The 21336-nt window shown below is 69.8% G+C and carries 20 protein-coding genes; 12 read left to right on the top strand and 8 right to left on the bottom strand.

The features are described from left to right. Positions 1-50 precede the first annotated feature (50 nt). Positions 51-743 carry a response regulator transcription factor gene (locus tag AA0Y20_RS13410; RefSeq protein WP_023954791.1) on the bottom strand — a complete coding sequence of 231 codons (693 nt, stop codon included), beginning with the start codon at positions 741-743 and terminating at the stop codon, positions 51-53. Between the two features lie 88 nt (positions 744-831). Here AA0Y20_RS13410 and AA0Y20_RS13405 point away from each other — a divergent pair, with 88 nt between their 5' ends. Beyond that, positions 832-1836, top strand: coding sequence for a CPBP family intramembrane glutamic endopeptidase (locus tag AA0Y20_RS13405; RefSeq protein ID WP_412935203.1), 1005 nt, complete (start codon positions 832-834; stop codon positions 1834-1836). A gap of 24 nt (positions 1837-1860) precedes the next feature. Here AA0Y20_RS13405 and AA0Y20_RS13400 read toward each other — a convergent pair whose 3' ends face one another. The 3 genes from AA0Y20_RS13400 to AA0Y20_RS13390 all read right to left on the bottom strand — a co-directional run bounded on the left by AA0Y20_RS13400 (position 1861) and on the right by AA0Y20_RS13390 (position 5584). Continuing rightward, positions 1861-3504 (bottom strand): DNA repair helicase XPB, encoded by a 1644-nt coding sequence (locus tag AA0Y20_RS13400; protein WP_412935200.1) that lies wholly within the window; start codon positions 3502-3504, stop codon positions 1861-1863. 75 nt (positions 3505-3579) lie between these two features. Next, a complete protein-coding gene (locus tag AA0Y20_RS13395; protein WP_412935198.1) occupies positions 3580-5307 on the bottom strand; it encodes a helicase-associated domain-containing protein in 1728 nt (575 codons plus the stop codon). 1 nt (position 5308) lies between these two features. Next, positions 5309-5584: a multidrug ABC transporter ATPase gene (locus tag AA0Y20_RS13390; protein WP_412935195.1), complete on the bottom strand. Its 276-nt coding sequence runs from the start codon at positions 5582-5584 to the stop codon at positions 5309-5311. 112 nt (positions 5585-5696) lie between these two features. On the opposite strand from AA0Y20_RS13390, the gene AA0Y20_RS13385 reads away from it, so the two are divergent. Next, entirely contained in the window at positions 5697-6080 is a 384-nt protein-coding gene (locus AA0Y20_RS13385; protein ID WP_023954781.1) for a cold-shock protein, read from the top strand. Continuing rightward, complete coding sequence (locus tag AA0Y20_RS13380) at positions 6064-6834, top strand: DUF3027 domain-containing protein (RefSeq protein ID WP_413331643.1); 771 nt, start codon at positions 6064-6066, stop codon at positions 6832-6834. Before AA0Y20_RS13385 ends, AA0Y20_RS13380 begins: the two co-directional genes overlap by 17 nt. Positions 6835-6906: 72 nt before the next feature. On the opposite strand, the gene serC is transcribed toward AA0Y20_RS13380, so the two are convergent. Beyond that, positions 6907-8019 (bottom strand): phosphoserine transaminase, encoded by a 1113-nt coding sequence (gene serC, locus AA0Y20_RS13375; RefSeq protein WP_412935190.1) that lies wholly within the window; start codon positions 8017-8019, stop codon positions 6907-6909. Between the two features lie 124 nt (positions 8020-8143). On the opposite strand from serC, the gene AA0Y20_RS13370 reads away from it, so the two are divergent. The 3 genes from AA0Y20_RS13370 to AA0Y20_RS13360 all read left to right on the top strand — a co-directional run bounded on the left by AA0Y20_RS13370 (position 8144) and on the right by AA0Y20_RS13360 (position 10800). Continuing rightward, on the top strand, positions 8144-8842 hold the full coding sequence (locus AA0Y20_RS13370) for a metal-dependent transcriptional regulator (RefSeq protein WP_094259799.1): 699 nt from the start codon (positions 8144-8146) through the stop codon (positions 8840-8842). Positions 8843-9082: 240 nt separating this feature from the next. Then, positions 9083-9988: a M23 family metallopeptidase gene (locus AA0Y20_RS13365; protein ID WP_412935186.1), complete on the top strand. Its 906-nt coding sequence runs from the start codon at positions 9083-9085 to the stop codon at positions 9986-9988. Between the two features lie 314 nt (positions 9989-10302). Continuing rightward, positions 10303-10800, top strand: a complete 498-nt coding sequence (locus tag AA0Y20_RS13360; protein WP_023954771.1) for an HNH endonuclease — start codon at positions 10303-10305, stop codon at positions 10798-10800. A gap of 15 nt (positions 10801-10815) precedes the next feature. Here AA0Y20_RS13360 and AA0Y20_RS13355 read toward each other — a convergent pair whose 3' ends face one another. Continuing rightward, a complete protein-coding gene (locus AA0Y20_RS13355; RefSeq protein ID WP_412935184.1) occupies positions 10816-11460 on the bottom strand; it encodes a TetR/AcrR family transcriptional regulator in 645 nt (214 codons plus the stop codon). Between the two features lie 39 nt (positions 11461-11499). Between AA0Y20_RS13355 and AA0Y20_RS13350 the strand changes: the two genes are divergently transcribed. Together AA0Y20_RS13350 and AA0Y20_RS13345 are read left to right on the top strand one after the other, a co-directional pair. Next, positions 11500-12456: an ABC transporter ATP-binding protein gene (locus tag AA0Y20_RS13350; RefSeq protein ID WP_413331639.1), complete on the top strand. Its 957-nt coding sequence runs from the start codon at positions 11500-11502 to the stop codon at positions 12454-12456. A 1-nt stretch (position 12457) separates the two neighbouring features. Continuing rightward, positions 12458-13213: a hypothetical protein gene (locus tag AA0Y20_RS13345; protein ID WP_412935178.1), complete on the top strand. Its 756-nt coding sequence runs from the start codon at positions 12458-12460 to the stop codon at positions 13211-13213. Here the strand turns inward: AA0Y20_RS13345 and AA0Y20_RS13340 are convergent. Beyond that, positions 13194-13790, bottom strand: coding sequence for a CGNR zinc finger domain-containing protein (locus AA0Y20_RS13340; protein WP_412935175.1), 597 nt, complete (start codon positions 13788-13790; stop codon positions 13194-13196). The two genes, AA0Y20_RS13345 and AA0Y20_RS13340, sit on opposite strands and share 20 nt — an antisense overlap. A 92-nt stretch (positions 13791-13882) precedes the next feature. Between AA0Y20_RS13340 and AA0Y20_RS13335 the strand changes: the two genes are divergently transcribed. Further along, positions 13883-15109: an epoxide hydrolase family protein gene (locus AA0Y20_RS13335; protein ID WP_412935172.1), complete on the top strand. Its 1227-nt coding sequence runs from the start codon at positions 13883-13885 to the stop codon at positions 15107-15109. Here the strand turns inward: AA0Y20_RS13335 and AA0Y20_RS13330 are convergent. Then, positions 15061-15573 (bottom strand): GNAT family N-acetyltransferase, encoded by a 513-nt coding sequence (locus tag AA0Y20_RS13330; protein ID WP_412935170.1) that lies wholly within the window; start codon positions 15571-15573, stop codon positions 15061-15063. The two genes, AA0Y20_RS13335 and AA0Y20_RS13330, sit on opposite strands and share 49 nt — an antisense overlap. Before the next feature lie 100 nt (positions 15574-15673). Here AA0Y20_RS13330 and AA0Y20_RS13325 point away from each other — a divergent pair, with 100 nt between their 5' ends. From AA0Y20_RS13325 to AA0Y20_RS13315, 3 genes are read left to right on the top strand one after another with little or no spacing between them, the layout of a single operon-like run. Next, the gene (locus AA0Y20_RS13325; RefSeq protein ID WP_412939649.1) at positions 15674-16375 is read left to right on the top strand and encodes a hypothetical protein; all 702 of its coding nucleotides are present in this window, start codon (positions 15674-15676) and stop codon (positions 16373-16375) included. A 16-nt stretch (positions 16376-16391) separates the two neighbouring features. Next, entirely contained in the window at positions 16392-17918 is a 1527-nt protein-coding gene (locus AA0Y20_RS13320; RefSeq protein WP_412935168.1) for a DNA polymerase Y family protein, read from the top strand. Beyond that, positions 17918-21322, top strand: coding sequence for an error-prone DNA polymerase (locus AA0Y20_RS13315; RefSeq protein WP_412935165.1), 3405 nt, complete (start codon positions 17918-17920; stop codon positions 21320-21322). Before AA0Y20_RS13320 ends, AA0Y20_RS13315 begins: the two co-directional genes overlap by 1 nt. The last annotated feature ends 14 nt before the right edge of the window (positions 21323-21336 follow it).

Below are 21336 nucleotides of genomic sequence, written 5' to 3'. Positions count from 1 at the left end.
GGGTGACGCCGTCGTTCGCGGAATCGCTCAGGCGTCTGCGCTCCCGCGGATCAGGCCGACTTGTCGGCCTTGAGCATGTATCCGAAGCCGCGCTTGGTCTGGATCAGCGGCTCGGACGAGTGCGGATCGATTTTGCGCCGCAGGTACGAGATGTAGCTCTCGACGATGCCGGCGTCGCCATTGAAGTCGTACTCCCAGACGTGATCGAGGATCTGCGCCTTGCTGAGCACCCGGTTCGGGTTGAGCATCAGGTAGCGCAGCAGCTTGAACTCGGTGGGCGACAGGTCGATCGAGACATCGCCGACCTGGACGTCGTGGGTGTCCTGGTCCATCGTCAGCTCGCCGGCCCGGATGATCGACTCCTCGTCGGCCTGCATCGTGCGACGCAGGATCGCCTGGATGCGCGCGACGATCTCGTCGAGGCTGAACGGCTTGGTGACGTAGTCGTCGCCGCCGGCGTTGAGCCCCTCGATCTTGTCCTCGGTCTCGTCCTTGGCGGTGAGGAAGAGGATGGGAGCGGTGTAGCCCGCCCCGCGGAGCCGCTTGGTGACGCTGAAGCCGTTCATGTCGGGCAGCATCACATCGAGCACGATCAGATCGGGCTCCTCCTCGAGCACCGCCGAGATCGTCTGCGCGCCGTTGCCGACGGCGCGGACCTGGTATCCGGCGAACTTCAGCCCGGTGATCAGCAGGTCACGGATGTTCGGTTCGTCGTCCACGACGAGGATGCGCGGTGCTGTCATAGGCCCATACTGGCACCGGATCCCATCGGTTTGCTGGATATCGCGCCGCAGGGCGTCGACCTGGTAGGAGCCGCGAGAGGATGGAGCCATGCCGCGTCCGATCGATTCCGACCGTCTCGCATTCCACCGGCTCGTGTTCGCGCGGCGTCGTTCGGGATGGTGGACCCCGCTCGCGGTGGGCGCTCTCGGCATCGTCCTCTTCCTCCTCATGGTGCTGGGCGCCGCGCTCGTCGCCCTGCTGGTCGCGCTGTCGAGCGACGAGGCGGCGCGGGCGCTGAATCGCGTCCTCAACGATGGCGGGGTCCTGGACATCTCGGACCCGCTCTCGTTGTTCATCGGCCTCGGCGCGATCGCGCTGCTGCTGCCCGCGTACCTGCTCGCGTCGCTCATCGTCAACGGACGTCGTGTCGGGTTCGCCTCCGCCGTGTTCGGACGGTTGCGGTGGCGGTGGCTGCTCGTCTGCGCCGGGCTGGCCGTGGCCATGGCGATCGTCGTGGCCGTCGCCACCGCGCTCCTCCCCGCCGAGCAGACCGGAGAATCGCTCACGCCCCCCGTGGGCGCCACCCTGTGGCTGAGCCTGCTCGTGGTCATCCTCGTGGTGCCGGTCCAGGCCACCGCCGAGGAGTACGTGTTCCGCGGCTACCTCATGCAGTCCATCGGCCGGTGGCTGCGGCATCCGCTGTTCGCCATCCTGCTCCCGGTTCCCGTGTTCGTCCTCGGACACGGGTACGACCCCGTCGGTCAGGCCGCGGTCGGCCTCTTCGCGATCGCCGCGGGCTGGCTCACCTGGCGGACGGGCGGGCTGGAAGCGGCCATCGCCGTGCACATCGTCAACAACCTGCTGGCCTTCGTGACCGGGATCGCGACGGGAGCCGACCCGGCGGCGGCGGATGTCGGCTGGGTGAGCTTCGCGACGTCGCTGCTGCTGCTCGGGGGCTACTGTCTCGCCGTCGAGCTCGTGCTGCGGCGGCGACCCATCGTGCGCACCTACGCTCTCCCGCGCGCGTCCCTGCCGGCTCCGATCCCGATGCCGACGCCGACGGCGACCGTTCCGCTTCCCGGCGAGCCGACGCCCGAGCTCACCAAGCCCTGACGCAGCTCGCGCGCGGCGAGACGCTCAGGCAGCCTCGAGCTTCTCGGCGTCGAGGATCGTGTAGCTGTATCCCTGCTCGGCGAGGAAGCGCTGCCGGTTCTGTGCGAAGTCCTGATCGACGGTGTCGCGCGCGATGAGCGTGTAGAAGCTCGCGGTGTGGCCGTTCGACTTCGGTCGCAGGAGGCGTCCCAGACGCTGCGCCTCTTCTTGGCGCGAGCCGAACGAGCCCGAGACCTGGATGGCCACGGAGGCGTCGGGGAGGTCGATCGAGAAGTTGGCCACCTTCGACACGATCAGCACCGGGATCTCGCCCGTACGGAAAGCGTCGTACAGCTCCTCGCGCTCGTCGACCGGGGTCGACCCCGTGATCTTCGGCGCTCCGAGCGCGTCGGAGAGCACATCGATCTGGTCGAGATACTGCCCGATCACCAGGATCTGCTCGCCGGTGTGCTTCGCCACGAGGTCGCGGACCACCCCGATCTTGGCGTGCGCGGTCGCCGCGAGGCGGTAGCGCTCGTCGTCGGCGGACGCCGCGTACTCGAGCCGGTCGGATGCCGGGAGGTCGACGCGCACCTCGTAGCAGACGGCGGGGGAGATGAAGCCCTGGGCCTCGATCTCCTTCCACGGAGCGTCGAAGCGCTTGGGGCCGATGAGGCTGAACACGTCGCCTTCGCGGCCGTCCTCGCGCACGAGCGTCGCGGTGAGACCCAGGCGGCGTCGTGCCTGCAGGTCGGCGGTCAGCTTGAACACCGGTGCCGGCAGCAGGTGCACCTCGTCGTACACGACGAGGCCCCAGTCGAGCGCATCCAGGAGCGCGAGATGGGCGTACTCGCCCTTCCGCTTCGCGGTGAGGATCTGGTAGGTCGCGATGGTGACCGGCTTGACCTCCTTCGTCTGACCGGAGTACTCGCCGATCTCCTCGGGGGTCAGGCTCGTCCGCTTGAGCAGCTCGTTGCGCCACTGCCGTGCGCTGACGGTGTTGGTCACGAGGATGAGCGTCGTCGTCTTGGTGTCGGCCATCGCTGCGGCGCCCACGAGCGTCTTGCCGGCGCCGCAGGGGAGCACCACGACGCCCGAGCCGCCCTCGGTGAAGATGTCGACGGCCTTGCGCTGATAGGGGCGCAGCGTCCAGCCGTCCTCGTGCAGCTCTATCTCGTGGGGCGTGCCGGGAGTGAAACCGGCGAGGTCCTCGGCGGGCCAGCCGATCTTCAGCAGCTCCTGCTTGATCTGGCCGCGGGCCCAGGCGTCGATGACGTAGGCGTCGGGGGTCGGGTGGCCCAGCAGCAGCGGCTGGATGCGCTTGTTCCGGGTGACCTCGGCGAGCACGGCCTCGTCGTTCGAGCGCAGCACGAGCGTGCCCTCGTCATCGCGCTCGATCACGAGACGTCCGTAGCGCGTGACCGTCTCGCGGATGTCGGTCGACACCGACGGCGGCACGGGGAAGCGCGACCACCGGTCGAGCGTCGCGAGCATGTCCTCGGCGTCGTGTCCGGCCGCGCGCGCGTTCCACAGCCCCAGCCGGGTGATGCGGTAGGTGTGGATGTGCTCGGGCGCCCGCTCGAGTTCCGCGAAGATCGCGAGCTCGTGTCGAGCGTCCTCCGCGTTCGGGTGGGCGACCTCCAGTAGCACGGTGCGGTCGCTCTGGACGATCAGGGGACCATCAGCCATAACGAGCAATCGTACCGGTGCTGAGCGCACTTCGGCCTGCACGGCGAGCGTCGACGGTGTTCAGGGGTACGGCGCTCAGACCAGACGTGCCGACACGATGCTCGACACCGGCAGGGTGCGCTCGACGTCCGAGGCGCGGTCGCGTCCGCGAAGCCGGCCGCCGCCCAGGCCCGTCGCTTCGAGGACGAAGTCGCGTGTCGTGCCGTCGGGCAGTCGCACGCTCACCTCGATCACCGCGCGCGCCTTGACCGCCTGCTCGAGCTCGCGCCCGAGCCACGCGGCATCCGCGTCGTCGGACGAGTGCGCGCGGCGCATGCGATCGATCAGCAGTCGGTACGGCGCATCGTCGTCGTTCGCGTCGCCGCGCTCGGGCGAGTCCGCCAGGCGGGCCCGGTCGAGCACCCGCACGACTCCGTCGGGGTCGACCGCCGCGACCGGATAGCGCGCGTCGCTGAGCATCCAGAAGACGGCGTCGACGGAGCTGCGGCTGATGAGCCGATCGCCGTCGCGGACGAGCCCGAGCGGACGCAGCGCCTGGTCGACGGCGAGCGTGTCGAGCGCGCTGGGGTCGGATGCCGTCACCTGTGTGCGACCGGTCGCGTCGCTGCCCACGCGCAACCGGCCCTGGCGCTGTGCGGCGCGCTCGAGCTCGTAGGCGAGCGGCTGCGGCAGGCCCGTCAGCGAGATAGCCGTGAGGAACTCGGCGAGCGACGCCGCGTCCTCGCCCGCCGCGAGGGCTGCCCCGATCGACTCGGCCGAGAAGCGGTAGGTCGATGCCTGCGCGCGCGACTCGCGCCGAGCGGCCCGGCGCAGCCGCGCGTCGATCGCGGGTTCGAGCGGACCGGGAGCGATCGCGGTGAGGTCGTTCTGCAGGAAGATGCGGTCGACCTCGCCGGGCAGGTGCTGCTGCAGGGCGGTCCGGTCGACGGCGCCGCCCGTCGCCAGAGCCGTCGCCCACGTGGCCGGTCGGCCCGACGCGTCGATGATCGCCCAGAGCCGCCACTGCGCCCGCAGGCGCTCGGAGCGCGCCGGCCACTGCGGGTCGAGAGGATAGGCCAGATGCCACTGCTCCGGCGGCTCCCAACCGCCGCCCGCCGCACGCACAGCCGCGGGCAGGGCGTCGCGAAGGTGTGACGCGGTCTCCGCCCAGCGGTCGACCGACCCGCGCAGCAACCACGCGCTGCCCTCCGTCGTGACCCGCCATTCGCGGTCGACGGCCCCCAGGAGCCCGGCGTCGAGACCGATACCGATCACGAGGTCGACCGTTGCGGCATCCGCCACGGCCCCCGCCTCGATGAGCCGGCGGCGGTCGCCGGCACCCAGGGTTCCGGCTCCGGTGCGCCCGAGAGGCGCGGGCTGCGTCAGCGACAGGACGTCGGCGAGCGATGAGAGCGCGGTGAACGCGCGTTCCGCCAGCTGCGCGTCATCCTCGGGGGGAGCCTCCGCGTCGGCCGGGGTCGGGACGCCGGGCCGCGAGATGTCGCGCCAGGCCGAGGCGGCGCCCGCGTAGGGGAGGCCGTCGGGGGAGACGAGCCCGAGGTGCATGAGATCGTCGCGTGCCGTGCCCGGCGGTACCGCGGCGTCCGATGACACGGCGTCATCCATGGCCTCGACGAGCGGGCGAGACAGCAGCGGTGCGGCCTTGGCCACCGCGGCGGGATCGAGCAGCGCCTCGGCGGCGTCGAAGAAGTCGGCCCACGTGGCATCGGTCGAGACGCGACGTCGACGGAGGAGCGTCGTCAGGACGTCGTCGTCGACCGTGGCGAGCCAGCTCGCAAGGGCACGGGCGTCGACGGGAGACACGTCACCGGCCCTTGTTGGCCCGGCTCCGTCGGATGAAGGTCATGATCAGCACCGTCAGCAACAGAGCGAACGCGATGGGCGGGGCGATCCACACGATCGCGCTGACCGTCGGCCATGCTCCCGAACCGAAGTCGGCCTGCTCGAGGCCGGTCGCGGTGCCGATGATGATGGCGAAGAAGCAGACGATGGCCAGGATCAGCAGTCCCAGCGACATGAACGCGAGGATGCGGTCTATACGGCGGACCGGGAGGTCGTCGCTCGGGCTGCGCGTGCTCATCCGCATCAGCGTAGCGCTTCGCGGCGGTGCCGTAGGCTGGTTGTCGGGGCTCACACGGCCCCGGCATTCGGTTCTGCCCGCGAAACGCGGTCCGTCACAGCGAGGTACGCACATGCCCACCGGCAAGGTCAGGTTCTACGACGACGAGAAGGGGTTCGGCTTCATCTCTTCGGATGACGGCCAGGACGTCTTCCTGCACGCCACGGCACTCCCGGCGGGCACCGAGTCGCTCAAGCCCGGCACGCGCCTGGAGTTCGGGGTCGCCGACGGCAAGCGCGGTCTGCAGGCCCTGGCCGTCCGCGTGCTCGAGGCTCCGGTCAGCCTGAGCAAGCGCAACCGCAAGCCCGCGGACGACATGGCGATCATCGTCGAGGACCTCGTGAAGCTCCTCGACGGCATCGGCGCCGACCTCCGACGCGGCCGCTACCCCAGCTCGGGACACGGCAAGAAGATCGCCGCGGTGCTGCGCAAGGTCGCCGATGACCTCGACGCCTGAGACCCCCGACGCCTCGGCGTCGGACGAGGTGACGACGGTCGAGTCCGCCGCCGACGACGCGGGGGCGCCCGAGGAGACCGCTGATGCGCTCGACACCGATGACGCCCAGGATGCCGCGCCGTCCGAGCCGGTGACCGTCGACGAGCGTCTGCTCGCCGCGCATGACCTGGCTCGCGCAGCGCTCGCCGAGATCACGCCGGTCTCGACGGTCGGCGATCCGGTCGACTACGTCGTCGAGGCCGGCGGCGTGGTCTCGCTGCGCTTCGCCAATCGTCTCTCCGGCTATCCGGGGTGGCTGTGGACCGTCAGCGTGGCCGTCGTCGACGACGCCGAGCCCACGGTGCTCGAGGTCGAACTGCTCCCGGCCGCCGGCGCGCTGCTCGCGCCCGAGTGGGTGCCGTGGGCGGTGCGCCTCGCCGATTACCAGGCCGCCCAGGCCGCCGCGGACGAAGACGACTCGGACGACGAGCTCGACGAGGACGATGCGGCAGAGGCCGATGACGACATCGACGACGAGCTCGATGATGACGACGAGGATGCCGACGACGACTTCGCGGACGGCAGCACGGCGGTCACCCACGCCGGCGACGTCGACGGGGTCGACATCGACGCGCTCGACGCCGGCGCTTCCGACGACGACGAGATCGCATCGAGCGACGACGAGGATACCGACGAGGAGGACGAGTCCAACAACGACGAGTCCGACGAGGACGACGACGAGTCCGACCACGACGAATCGCCCTGGGAGCGCTGAGCCCTCTCACGAACGACAGAAGGGATGCCGCGTGATGCGGCATCCCTTCTCTCGTCTAGCGACGCGCCGGAGTCAGAGGCGGTCGATGGTGTAGTCGATGCACTTGATCAGCTGACGCACGTCGTCGGGCTCGATCGAGACGAACGTCGCAATGCGCAGCTGGTTGCGGCCGAGCTTGCGGTACGGCTCGGTGTCGACGATGCCGTTGCCGCGCAGGCTCTTCGCGACGGCCGCAGCGTCGACGGTGTCGTCGAAGTCGATCGTGACCACGACGGGGGAGCGGTCGGCGGGGTCGGCCACGAAGGGCGTCGCGTGCTCGGACGCCTCGGCCCAGTCGTACAGTGCGGACGAGGACTCCGCCGTGCGGTCGGCCGCCCACTGGAGGCCGCCGTTGCTGTGGATCCACTCGAGCTGCTTGTCGAGCAGGTACAGCGTCGCGACGGCCGGGGTGTTGAGCGTCTGGTTGAGTCGCGAGTTGTCGAGCGCGTTCTTCAGGCTCAGGAACTCGGGGATGTAGCGGCCCGACGCGGCGACCCGCTCGATCCGCTCGATCGCTGCGGGCGAGACCGCCGCGAACCAGATGCCGCCGTCCGAGCCGAGGTTCTTCTGCGGGGCGAAGTAGTAGACGTCGCACTGCGAGACCGAGAAGTCGATGCCGCCGGCAGCGCTCGTGGCGTCGATGACGGTCAACGCGCCGTCATCGCCGGTCACGCGTCGCACCGGAGCGGCGACACCGGTGGAGGTCTCGTTGTGCGGCCAGGCGTACACATCGACGCCCTCCACGGGCTCCGCCGCGATGCTCGAGCCGGGCTCGGCCTTGCGGATGTCGGGTGCCTGCAGCCACGGGGCGGACGCCGCTGCCCCGAACTTGCCGCCGAACTCGCCGAAGACGAGGTTCTGGCTGCGGTTCTCGATGAGGCCGAAGGCGGCGGCATCCCAGAACGCGGTCGACCCGCCGTTGCCGAGGATGATCTCGTATCCGTTGGGGAGCCGCAGCAGGTCGGACAGACCCGATCGCACCTGACCGACGAGGCTCTTCACCGGCGACTGGCGGTGGGACGTGCCGAGCAGGATCGAGCCGGGGCCCGACAGGGCGGCGACCTGCTCGGGGCGGATCTTGGCGGGACCGCAGCCGAAGCGGCCGTCGCGGGGAAGGATGTCTCGGGGCAGGGTGACGTGCGCCATGAGCCGATTCTAGGGGCGGCGCCGGGGCTCGCCGTGCCAGGTGCCGGAGGTAAGGGCAGCCTCGGATGTCGTCGGCAGCGGATAGGCTGGGATCCTCTCGACCACGCGCACAACAAGGGCTGTGATGACCGATCTCATCGACACGACAGAGATGTATCTGCGTACCATCCTCGAGCTCGAGGAAGAGGCGATCGTCCCTCTGCGCGCGCGCATCTCCGAGCGCCTCGGCCACTCCGGGCCCACCGTGTCGCAGACGGTCGGCCGCATGGAGCGCGACGGCCTCGTCGTCGTCTCGGAAGACCGCTCGCTCGAGCTGACCGACAGCGGTCGCCAGAAGGCGGTCGACGTGATGCGCAAGCACCGTCTCGCCGAGCGTCTGCTCAGCGACGTGATCGGGCTCGACTGGGCCTACGTGCACGAAGAGGCGTGCCGATGGGAGCACGTGATGAGCGAGCTCGTCGAGCGTCGCCTCATCGAGCTGCTCGGTCACCCCACCGAGTCGCCGTACGGCAACCCGATCCCGGGTCTCGACCAGCTCGGTGACGTGCCCGCTCGCACGTTCGACGACGGTGTCGTCGGTCTCGTGCGCCTCCTCAATGAGACGGGCGGCCCGATCGAGGGCACCGTGCGCCGCCTCGCCGAGCCGGCTCAGGTCGATCCCGAACTCCTCCAGCAGCTCCGGGCCGCGGGTGTCGTCCCCGGTCGTGACGGCACGTTCCAGTTCTCCGAGGGCTATGTCCTCGTGCAGATGGACGGCGTCGACGAGGGACTCGAGCTCCCCGTCGAGGTCGCGTCTCACATCTTCCTCACGCGGCGCGACTGAGCGCAGTCCCATGCCCAGCCGACCCTGAGCGTCGGGTGGGCATGGGGACGACAGCGTGACTTATTCGTTACCTTCCGGTAGCCTCGAGAAGTCTTTAGGCGAGAAGCCCGCCCGAGACCGCTGCATGGATTGCCTCTTCGGCTCGTCGTCCACGCGGTGACACCCGAATGTCGCGTGGACCTACACGCGCAGTATCGACGAGCCAGCGCGGCATTCGCGCAGAGGCGCCGGAGGACTGATTTGGCTGAAAACAACGATTCGTCGGTAGACGTACCCGAGGTCGACGCGACGAATCCTGACCGCTCTGGTCGCGCCCTGCGTGGCCGCCGCCTCCCGATAGCGAAGAAGCAATCCCGGGATGTCGCGACCGTCGAGAACCGCGCCGCCCGCCGTAGCCGACGTCGGGTCCACCCCGTCCGCAGCACCTTCACGGTCGCTGCTGTGGTGGGTCTCGTCGCAACCGTCGCGATTCCGGCCTTTGCCGCCGTGCGCGGTACGTCGGCCGACGCGATGACGCTGCAGCAGGTGGCCGCCGACAACGCGCAGTCGATCGTCGTCGCGTCCGAGGTGGGCCCTGCCTCCCTCGACCGCAGCGGGTTCACGGCGACCACGCCCGAGGAGATCCAGAAGAAGAAGGACGAGGAGGCCGCTGCGAAGGCTGCCGCCGAAGCTCTCGCCAACCGGATCTCCGCGAGCAGCTCGACCGCGTCGTCCTCGACGTCGTACAACCAGTCGATCCCGCTCGTCGCGCCGGGCTCCGGTCTCGTGCGCCGACCGCTGATGTCGTTCAACAACTTCGGCACCCCGTACGCCGGTCACCGCGGCACCGACTACATGGCAGACCGCGGCACCCCGATCTACTCGGTCGCCGACGGCACCGTCGTCGCGTCGAGCGAGAGCGGCCCCGGCTGGGGTGTGTACGTCAAGGTCGCGCACAACATCAACGGCACGAACGTGACGAGCCTCTACGCCCACATGGACTGGGGCACTCGTGCGGTCCAGGTCGGCGACACCGTTTCGGCGGGTCAGCTGCTCGGCCAGGTCGGCGACACGGGCCGCGCGTTCGGAACGCACCTGCACCTCGAGATCGTGGTCGACGGCGCGTACGTGAACGCCGAGTCGTGGCTCGTCGCGAACGCGGGCTGACGACACGCATCATCCGTTCACCTTCCGTCGACCTTTGCGGGGTCGAGGGTGTATTACCCTGAACGCGACGCTCGCGCACGCCGAGGGGGAGCCGATGGGACCAGTACCGGGCATTCGAACCGTGAATGCGATCGGTCGCTACGTCCTGCGGCATCGTGTGCACCACTGCGGCCTCGGCCGTGAATCAAGGCGCTGTCTTCATGACAGCGCCTTTTTTCGTGCTCGCACCCTCGCGGGACCCGCCCGCACGGCATGCGCGACGTCGGTCATCGAACATCCGCTGAAGCCGTCAGGGCAGTTCGTGAGGACAGGAAATGCGCACTCTGGTACTGAACGCCGGGTATGAGCCACTTGCTGTGGTGTCGTTCCGTCGGGCCCTCCTCCTGGTGTTGAACGACAAGGCGACGATCGTCGAGCACGTCGTCCACGATCCCGTTCTCGGGATCGACGGGACGTACGAGCGTCCGGCGGTGATCGTCCTGACCCGGTACGTCCGTATCCCGAATGCGCGCCGAGTGCCGGTGACGCGGCGCGGGGTGCTCCGACGTGACGCCCACCGATGCGCCTATTGCGGAAAGGCGGCTTCGACGATCGACCACGTCATGCCGCGCTCTCGCGGGGGCAGCAATTCGTGGGAGAACCTCGTCGCCTGCTGCCTGCGATGCAACAACCTCAAGAGCGATCACACCCCGCAGGAGATGGGGTGGGAGCTGCGGTGGCTGCCGAAGCCGCCGCGCGGACCGCAGTGGACGGTGCGCGGCACGGAGCGATCCGACCCGCGCTGGGAGCCCTACCTGTCGCTCGCGGCCTGATCGCGCTGCGCGTTCCTACTCGCCTCGCGGGCCGTACGCGCGCAAGAACGCGGCAGCGCCGTCGGTCATGACCTCGTGGACCCTCTCGGCGTCCGATCGGCGTCGTGCGGGTTCGTTGAGAACGCGGAGGGTCGTGAGGGCGTGGAAGTGCTCGGCGGCGAGCCCTGCGTCGTCGAGGTCGAGGAGGCCCTGCGCCGCCAAGTCGGCGAATCGCTCAGCGAGCACCTCCGCATGTGCTCGGTCCAACGGGTGGTCTTCGAGCTCGGGCAGAAGCGACTCGTTCTCCGCGATCAGCGTGACGGCCGCCGCATAGTTCGTCGACGTGACGAGGAACTCTCCCAGTTCTGCGGCGAACGCCGAGACCGCCTGGTTCAGGCCGCCGGGTCGCTGAAGCGTGGTCGTGTCGCGCAGATGCTTCTCGGCCAGCTCGCGGAGAGTGCTGACAGCGACCTCGCCCGCGCTCTCGACCACTCCGAGCAGAAGCCGCCGCTTGTCGCCGTAGTAGTCGTAGACCGTGCGCTTGGACACGCCCGCGCGCGCGGAGACGGCGTCCATGCTCGATCGCTCGACTCCCACCTCGAGGAACAACTCTCGCGCGGCTGTGAGTATGGCCGAGCGCTTCAGCTCCTGGCCCTGCCTGGTCGGCTTCGCTTCGATCACGTCGTCCTTCTTCTCTCCGACCGAACTCTACACTGACCGGTGCAGTACTACACGGTACGGTGTAGTGTACCTGTCGTGCAGAAGAAGACTCAGGCATCGCTCCACGCTCACGATCTCGTCAAGCGATACGGAAACGTCACCGCCGTCGACGGTCTCTCATTCGAGGTCCGACCCGGGATGGTGACGGGCTTTCTCGGACCGAACGGCGCGGGCAAATCCACGACCCTGCGCATGTTCCTCGGATTGGACCGGCCCACGAGCGGTGCGGCGACCGTGAACGGGCGTCGGTTGCACGAGTTGCCGCATCCGATGCGGGTGATCGGCGCCATGCTCGACGCGCGAGCCGTCCACCCACGGCGTACGGCCGCGAATCATCTGTCGTCCGTCGCGCGTGCCGGAGGCGTGCCGCGGGGCCGAGTCGGCGAGGTTCTGGAGCTGGTGGGGCTGGCCGACGCAGGCCATCGTCCGGCCGGTGACTTCTCCCTCGGCATGAAGCAGCGGCTGGGGATCGCGACGGCGCTGATCGGTGACCCCGGCATCGTCATCTTCGACGAACCCCTCAATGGGCTCGACCCCGAAGGCATCCGCTGGGCCCGCTCGCTGATGCGCCAGCTCGCCGCCGAGGGGCGACTGGTGCTGTTCTCCAGCCATCTGATGGGGGAGATGCAGCTCACCGCGGATCACCTCATCGTGATCGATCGCGGACGTCTGCTCGCGGACGAGTCCGTGGACGCGTTCATCGCCTCGCACACGAACGAGTACGTTCGCGTGCGGACTCCCCATGTCGTCGTCCTGCGTGACGCGCTCCGGCGAGCCGGATCCGCAGTTCGGGCCGGCGACGACGCCGACGTCCTCATCGTCTCGGGAGCCACGACGGAGCGCGTCGGCCGCCTTGCCGCCGCCTCTGGGGTCGAGGTGTTCGAGCTCACCCTCGTTCGGGATTCGCTCGAAGATGCGTTTCTCGCCATGACCACGATCGAGCAGAAGGCCGCCTGACATGAACCTCTTCGCTTCCGAATGGATCAAAGCGCGCAGCGTCCACAGCACGTGGATCCTCGCTGCCTCGGCAGTCGTCGTGACCGTGATGGTCAGCCTCCTGGGGGTGAGCGGGCTCATGTCCGAGTGGCAGACCGCGCTCCCGTCCGATTTCGACCCCACCGGCATCAGCTTCAAGGGCATCCTCGTCGGCCAGATCCTCCTCGCGACTCTCGGGTCGCAGGCCATCACCAGCGAGTACGGGTCGGGCCAGATCATCTCGAGCCTGACCATCGTGCCTCAGCGCGGGGCTCTCCTGGCCTCGAAGCTGGGGGTCTCGGCGCTCATCGCCTCGGCCGTGGCGGTCGCGGCGGTGATGGGCAGCTTCGGAGCCACTCAGGCGGCGCTCTCTGCGGCCGGTCTGCCGCTGGCGGTGCTCGGTGAGCCCGACACGGTCCGGGCCATCGTCTGCGCGGTCGTCTACCTCGTCCTCACGGCTGTCCTCGGCCTCGGATTCGGCATCATCACGCGAAGCGCTTCCGGCGCGCTCGCGATCGTCGTGACGGTGGCGCTTCTCGTGCCCGCGCTCGCACCGGGGATGCCCGGGATCATCGGCGACGTCGCGGGTACGTATTGGCCCACGACGGCCGGTCAGGCCTCCTACGCCGTCGCGATGACGAGCGGGATGCCGCCGTTGGCGGGACTCGGGATCATGGCGATCTTCACGCTATGGACGACCCTCGCCGCTCTTCTCGTCCTCAGATCGCGTGACGTGTGACTCCTCCGTGGGCCTCGCCCGCGTGAGCTTCCTTCGCGCGCAGCCGAGCCTTCTTCGCGTGGTTGCCGCACGTGTTCATGTCGCACCATCGCCGGGTGCGGGCTCTACTGGTGTCGAAGAACGCGGCACGACATGTCGGTGACGCGCACAGTGCGAACGCGCCGGGTCGCGTGCCGGCGAGGATCTCGATCGCGTCTGCGGCGACGACTCCGAGCGCGGCGTCGACCGCGGCGGGCGATCCGAGGTGCCAGCGCCGCCGGCCGTCGTCGGTGAGGACTGCGATCGCCCCGCCGCGTGCGCTGAATTCGTTGAGCAGATCGACCGCATCGGCCGGCAACGCCGCGCCCTGCGCCCGCGCCGTCGCGGCGGCGTGGATCGCCTCTCGCAGGACGTAGGCCCGGTCGAGCTCGGATGCCGAGCACCGCGCGACCGCGAGATCGAATCTCTCGAACCACGCCTGGAGCCGCGCCGGTGTGGGGATGCGCTCGACGCGGGCGCCGTGTCGCTCGGTCAGCGTGCCCGTGAAGCTCGTCGACAGCACGGAGCCGACACGGAACTCGGGGAAGTGGTCCGACATGGCACCACCATAGCTGGTTCCATTGGCTGCTGGGTTCTGGTAGAACCGGCTATGGCGGTTCGCAACTGCGAGCCGCGACGAACGGAGTGATCATGACCGCTTCCCACCCGTCCGAGGCTGTGTCGCCCTTCGTGCGACGTGCGGCGGATGCTGAGTTGGACGACCTGCGGGTGCGCCTCCGCGCGGCGCGTCTGCCCGAACGCGAGACCACTCGGCCCGATGCCGACGGGCGGGAACGCTGGCAGCAGGGACCGCCACGGGCCGATGTCGCCGCCCTCGTCGAGTACTGGCGGACGGTCTACGACTGGCGCCCGTTCGAGCGGCGCCTCGCCGAGATCGGTCAGTTCCGCACGGTCATCGACGGCCTCGGCATCCATTTCCTTCATCGCCGGTCGTCGCGACCCGATGCGGTGCCGCTGATCATGACGCACGGGTGGCCGGGCAGTGTCGCCGAGTTCGTCGACGTGATCGACGACCTCGCCGAACCGAACGATCCGACGATGCCGGCGTTCCATGTCGTGGCGCCGTCCCTGCCGGGATACGGCTTCTCCGACAAACCCGATGAGCCCGGATGGGGCACCGAACGGATCGCCGCCGCCTGGGTGCAGCTCATGACGCGCCTGGGCTACGGGCGGTTCCTGGCGCATGGCAGTGACTGGGGTGGCCCCGTCACGATCGTGCTCGCCGGCCGCTTCCCGAGCCACGTGATCGGCATGCACACGAGTACGCCGCAGAGCCCGCCGGGTCTCAGCACCGATGGACTCGATGCGACCGAGCGGCGCTGGGTGACCGAGACGCGTGCGTTCGATGCGAACCGACTCGCCTACGCGAAGGTCATGGCGACGTCGCCGCAGACCATCGGGTACGCGCTCGTCGACTCTCCGGTGGGTCTGCTCGCGTGGATACTGGAGAAGTTCCACGAATGGACCGACACCGTCGACACTCCCTTCGAGAGCATCTCGCGCGACCGACTGCTCGACAACGTGACGCTGTACTGGCTGACGGGCACCGGCGCGTCAGCGGCGCGCATCTACTTCGAGAGCCACCAGTCGCTCGACCCCGACCTCCGGGTCGACGTGCCGGCCGCTCTCACGACGTATCCCCACGACATCGAGAAGCACCCCCGCCCGTGGGCGGCGCAACGCTTCCGCACCATCGCCCGGTGGCGGGCTGCGGAGCGCGGTGGACACTTCCCGTCGCTCGAGATGCCCGAGGCCTTCGTCGCCGACCTGCGGGAGGGGCTGGCCGCCGTGCTCGCGGAGGCCGGAGATCAGGATGCCGCGGTCGCGGACGGCGACAGGACCTTCCGCATCCGGTAGTTCGTCAGCTCGACCCCTTCTTTGACCGGGTGCTGCTCGCGGACGACGTGGAAGCCGACGCTCTCGAAGAAGGGCCGGGCGGCGATGCTGACGTCGGACGTGAGCTCGGGGGTCGCCGCCGACCGCGAACGCTGCTCGACGAAGCCGAGCAGCGTTCGTGCGATCCCGCGACGCAGGTGTCGGGGTGAGACGAAGAGCATGTCGATGTAGCCGTCGCCGTCGACATCCGAGAAGCCCACGACCTCGTCGCCGACGACCGCGACGACGCTCGCGCGGCCGCTCATGGCTTCATCCCACGAGGGGAGGTCGCGGCGTCCGGGCCGGGCCCACGCGTCGATCTGCTGCGAGGTGTAGTGCGCTGCCGCGGTCTGGGTGATCGCTTCGGTGAAGACGGCGAGCGTCGCGGCGGCGTCGGCCGACCGGTACGGACGCAGGCTGACGGTCGGGGAGTCGGAGGTGTTCACCGATCCAATCTGCCATGCGATGTCGGAAGTCGGTCGTATCTTCGATCTCGACATTGATGGTCTAGAACATATGTTCTACCCTTGCCGAGTGAGGTCGATCATGCGCAATCCTGCTGCCGCCGAGGACGTGCAGCGACTGCGCGCCCAGATGGAGCGGATGCAGGGGCGCCGGCTCGATGCTCCCGTGCTGCCGACCCATCCTGCCCTGGCCGGGCTGCTTCCCGGGCGGGGGCTGCGGCCCGGCGCCGCGTACTCGCTCGGCTCATCATCCTCGCTGCTGTTCGCCCTGCTCGCCCAGCCGTCGCAGACCGGATCGTGGTGCGGCGTGGTCGGGATGCCGGGCTTCGGGGCCGAGGCGGCAGAGCATGCCGGGGTCGACCTGTCCCGCGTCGTGCTGATCCCCGATCCGGGTGCACGCTGGCTCGCTGTCACCGCGACGATCGCCGACGTGCTTCCCGTCGTCGCGGTGCGTCCGCCCGAGCGGGCGAAAGACTCCGACATCGCCAAGCTCGCCGGCCGGCTGCGCGACCGCGGAACGGTGCTTCTCGTGCAGGGGCCGTGGCCGCAGACCGAAGCCATGCTCGACGTCACCGATCCGCGCTGGTCGGGGCTGGGCGACGGCGACGGCTACCTCAGCGACCGCGAGCTGACGGTCACCGTGTCGAGTCGGCGGTTTCCGGTGCCCCGATCGGCGCGGATGCTGCTGCCGGCACCCGATGGCGCGATCTCTGCCGCTCCGCACGAGCGGGCACTCGCGGGCGGTCCGATCGTCGAGCCGATCCCGATGCGACGGGCGGTCTGACGTGGGGGAGCAGGAGGTGACGGCACCGGTACGCAGCCTCGTGGTGTGGGTGCCCGACTGGCCGGTCGTGGCGTCCGTGCGCGAGAGCGGCGGCGACCCGAACGCGCCGATCGCGGTGTTCGAGAAGGGCGTGGTCATCGCGTGTTCGGCGGCTGCGCGGGCCGACGGTGTCGCCCGCGGCCAGCGTCGCCGTGACGCGCAGGCGCGATGCCCCGCGCTGCAGGTGGTCGACGCCGACGCGGTGCGCGACCACCGTGAGTTCGCGCCGATCGTCGCGCGCCTCGAAGAGATGGCGCCGGGCGTGCAGGTTCTCGAAGCGGGGTTGTGCGCACTGCGCGTGCGCGGACCCGCCCGTTTCTACGGCGGTGAGACCGAGGCGGCCGGTGCGCTGCTGGCGGCGGTAGCCGAGGGCGATCTCGATGTGCGGGTCGGTGTCGCCGACGGCCCTTTCACCGCGCAGCAGGCGGCCCGGATGAGCACGCGGCCCGAACGCCCCATCCGGGTGGTCGAAGCCGGGCGTTCCGCCGAGTTCCTCGCGCCGTTGACGATCGCCGTGCTCGACGACGACACGGTCGACCTGTTCGCCCGGCTCGGGGTGCAGACTCTCGGCGACCTCGCTGCGATCGACCCCGAGCGTCTTGTCGAACGGTTCGGTCCCCGAGGCGTCCGGCTGCACGGGCTCGCAGCCGGCGCCGACTCCCGCCCCGTCGTCCCGCGCACCCCGCCGCCCGAACTGCACCGCGAGGTCGCGTTCGAACCGCCCCTCGATCTCGCCGATCAGGTCGCGTTCGGCATGAGGGTCGCCGCCGAGGAGTTCATCGCCGGTCTCGGGGCGGTCGATCTCGTGTGCACCGAGCTGCGCGTGATCCTCACCGGCGACCGCGGTGAGACGAGCAATCGCGTCTGGCTCCACCCCGGCACCTTCGATCCTGCCGCCGTCGTCGACCGGGTGCGGTGGCAGCTGGCCGAGAGCGGCAAGCTCACCAGCGGTGTCGCGAGGGTCAAGATCGAGCCCGAAGCGGTGGATGCGGCATCCCATCACGCCGTCTCGCTGTTCGGCTCCGGCCCTGAGCAGCGGGTGCACCACGCCCTGTCGCGCGTCCAGGCGATGCTCGGACACACGGGCGTCGTCACGCCGGTCGTGGGCGGCGGGCGCTGGCTCGCCGAGCGGCAGGTGCTCGTACCGTGGGGCGATCGTCCGGTCACGAGCTCGCGCGAGCGGCCATGGCCCGGCAGCCTGCCCGATCCGCTGCCCGCGACGGTCTTCGAGCGGGCGCTGCCGCTGGCGGTCGTCGACCGGGAGGGCGACATGGTGGCCGTCGACGGCCGGGGCGAGCTCACGGCGATCCCGGCCGCGCTGGTGTCGTCGACCGGATCGCGGGGCATCCGCTCGTGGGCGGGACCCTGGCCGGTGATCGAACGGGAGTGGGATGCCGTGCGATCGCGACGCGCCCACCGTTTCCAGATGGTCGATGCCACCCAGACCGCATGGCTGCTGGTGTGCGACGGCGGCGAGTGGTCGGTCGAAGGGCGGTACGACTGATGGGTTTCAACAACCCCTCGGTGCCGTGGTCCGAGATGGAACGCCTGCTCAGCGGCAACCGTGCGCCGAGCGCGCCGCCGGGGGCGGACGGCGGTGACAGCCCCGCGTGGTCGCGCAAACGGGGGAAGTACTCCGCGCCGAGGATCGAGCGTCCCGACGATGCGGTGCCGTACGCCGAGCTGCACGCTCATACGTCGTACTCGTTCCTCGACGGCGCCTCGTCGCCCGAAGAGCTGGCCGAAGAGGCCGAGCGGCTGGGGCTGCACGCCCTCGCGGTCACCGATCACGACGGCTTCTACGGCATCGTCCGCTTCGCCGAGGCCGCCGAGCAGCTCGCCGTGAAGACGGTGTTCGGGGCCGAGCTGTCGCTCGATCTGCCGCAGCGCGTCGGCGCCGCGCGCAATGAGGCAGACCCGATGGGCGAGCATCTGCTGGTCCTCGCTCGCGGTGAAGAGGGGTACCACCGGCTGGCCCGCGCGCTCACGCGGGGGCAGCTTGCGGGAGCCGAGAAGGGCAAGCCCCGGTACCGGCTCGACGATCTGGCCGACATCGCCGGAGGCGAGTGGAGCATCCTCACCGGGTGCCGCAAGGGAGCAGTGCGCCGGGCGCTCATCGAGCGAGGACCGGATGCCGCCGCCGCCGAGCTCGACGCCCTGGTCGACCGGTTCGGGCGCGATGCCGTCGAGGTCGAGCTGATGGACCACGGCGAGCCGTTGGACTCGCGGCACAACGACATCCTCGCCGGCCTCGCGCGTGAGCGCGGCCTGCCGATCCTCGCGACGAACAACGTTCACTACGCCGTGCCCGAGCGCGCCCACCTCGCCGCCGCGATCGCGGCGGTCCGGGCCAATCGCGGTCTCGATGAGCTCGACGGGTGGCTGCCCTCCCATGCGGGGGCGCACCTGCGGTCGGGGGCCGAGATGACCCGTCGCTTCCGCCGGTACCCCGGAGCCGTGGCGCGCACCGTCGAGCTCGCCGACGAGCTCGCCTTCCCGCTGCGACGGGCCAAGCCCGCCCTGCCGAAGCTCCCCGTGCCCGAGGGCCACACGCCCATGTCGTGGCTGCGCCAGATCGTGTGGGAGGCGGTGCCCCGCAAATACCCGAACCTCCCGCCCGAAGACCGCGACCGCATTGAACGGGAGCTGGCCGTCATCGAGCAGAAGGACTTCCCCGGGTACTTCCTCATCGTCTACGGCATCGTGCAAGAGGCGCGGCGCCGCGGCATCCTGTGCCAGGGGCGGGGATCGGCGGCCAACAGCGCCGTCTGCTACCTGCTCGACATCACCGCGATCGACTCCATCTACTACCGGCTGCCGTTCGAGCGTTTCCTCTCGGCGCTGCGCGAGGAGGAGCCCGACATCGACGTCGACTTCGACTCCGACCGGCGCGAAGAGATCATCCAGTGGGTCTACACCACCTACGGCCGCGAGCGTGCGGCGCAGGTGGCCAACGTCATCCAGTACCGGCCGAAGAACGCCGTACGCGACATGGCGAAGGCGCTCGGACACTCACCGGGCCAGCAGGACGCCTGGTCGAAGCAGGTCGAACGTTGGGGTGCGACCCTCGACACTGGGCCCGACCACGACATCCCCGAGCGGGTGCTCAGCTACGCCGCCGAGCTGCTGAAGGCTCCCCGGCACCTGGGCATCCACTCGGGCGGCATGGTACTGACCGATCGCCCCGTCGGCGAGGTCGTGCCGATCGAGCACGCCCGGATGCAGGACCGCACCGTCATCCAGTGGGACAAGGACGACGCCGCCTGGATGGGGCTGGTGAAGTTCGACCTGCTCGGCCTCGGGATGCTCGCCGCCCTGCAGTACTGCTTCGACCTCATCGAGGGGGCGACGGGCGAGGAGTTCGAGCTGTCGACCCTGCCGAAGGAAGAGGCCGCGGTCTACGACATGCTGTGCCGGGCCGACTCCATCGGGGTGTTCCAGGTCGAGTCCCGCGCGCAGATGGGACTGCTGCCGCGCCTGCAGCCGCGCCGGTTCTACGACCTCGTGATCGAGATCGCGCTCATCCGGCCCGGGCCCATCCAGGGTGGTGCGGTGCATCCGTACGTGCGACGCAAGCTCGGCTACGAGACCACGACGTACCCGCACGAGAAGCTCAAGCCGGTGCTCGAACGCACCCTCGGGGTGCCGGTCTTCCAAGAGCAGCTCATGCAGATGGGCATGGTCATCGGCGGGCTCTCGGGCGAGGACGCCGACCTGCTGCGCCGCGCGATGGGCTCGAAGCGCGGTATCGAACGCATCGACTCGCTCAGACAGAAGCTCTACGACGGCATGGCCGAGAACGGGCTCGTCGGGGATGCCGCCGACGACATCTACGCCAAGATCCAGGCGTTCGCGAACTTCGGCTTCGCCGAAAGCCACTCGCTTTCGTTCGGGCTGCTCGTCTATGCGAGCTCGTGGATCAAGCTGCACTATCCCGCCGCGTTCCTCGCGGGGTTGCTCCGCGCCCAGCCGATGGGCTTCTACTCGCCCGCGACGCTCTCGGCCGATGCCCGTCGTCACGGGGTCGAGGTGCGGCGCCCCGACCTGCAGCTCTCGGGGGCCGAAGCCGTGCTCGAACACGTGTCCGAGGAGGGGGAGAGGGCGCCGACGGGGCTCGACAGCTGCCTGGGCGAGCAGCCGCCGGTGCCGGTGTTCGACATCAACGCCCCCGACGAGTCGGCGGCGCATCGCCGCGACGGCGGCTTCGCGGTGCGGCTCGGGCTCGCCGCGGTCACCGGCATCGGCAAGAGGTTCGCCGAGCGGATCGTCGCCGAGCGCGAGGCATCCGGTCCCTACCGTGACATGCGCGACCTCGTGCGGCGCACCGGTGCCGACACGACGCAGCTCGAAGCACTCGCGACCGCGGGGGCGCTGGAGTGCTTCGGGCACACCCGCCGCGAAGCGATCTGGCTGGCGGGGTCGGCCGCGCAGGACCGCATCGAGTACCTGCCCGATTCACTCATCGCCGTGCAGCCGCCGTTGTTCACCGATCAGTCGAGCTACGACGTGCTCGCCTCCGACCTGTGGGCCACGGGCATCTCACCCGATGACCATCCGATGACCCACTACCGCTCGCAGCTCGACGCCCGCGGAGTGCTCACCGCGAACGATCTGCGACAGCACGAGTCGGGACGCCGTGTCGAGATCGCCGGGCTCGTCACCCACCGGCAGCGCCCGGCGACGGCCTCCGGCATCACGTTCCTCAACCTCGAGGACGAGCACGGCCTGATGAACGTCATCTGCTCGACGGGCATGTGGCACCGCTACCGGCGGGTCGTGCGCGACAGCCCGGCGCTCATCGTGCGCGGCATCCTCGAGCGGTCGAACGAAGGTGTCGTGAACATCCTCGCCGACGCGTTCGAAGACCTGCGGGTGGGGGTGAGGCACCAGTCGCGAGACTTCCGGTGAGCCGCCGCGCCCCG

Source organism: Microbacterium pratiae, assembly GCF_047302165.1.
In the GTDB taxonomy this organism is placed as follows: Bacteria; Actinomycetota; Actinomycetes; order Actinomycetales; family Microbacteriaceae; genus Microbacterium.
Note: the sequence above shows the minus strand (reverse complement) of the source record. Positions and strands in the feature narration are given on the sequence as shown.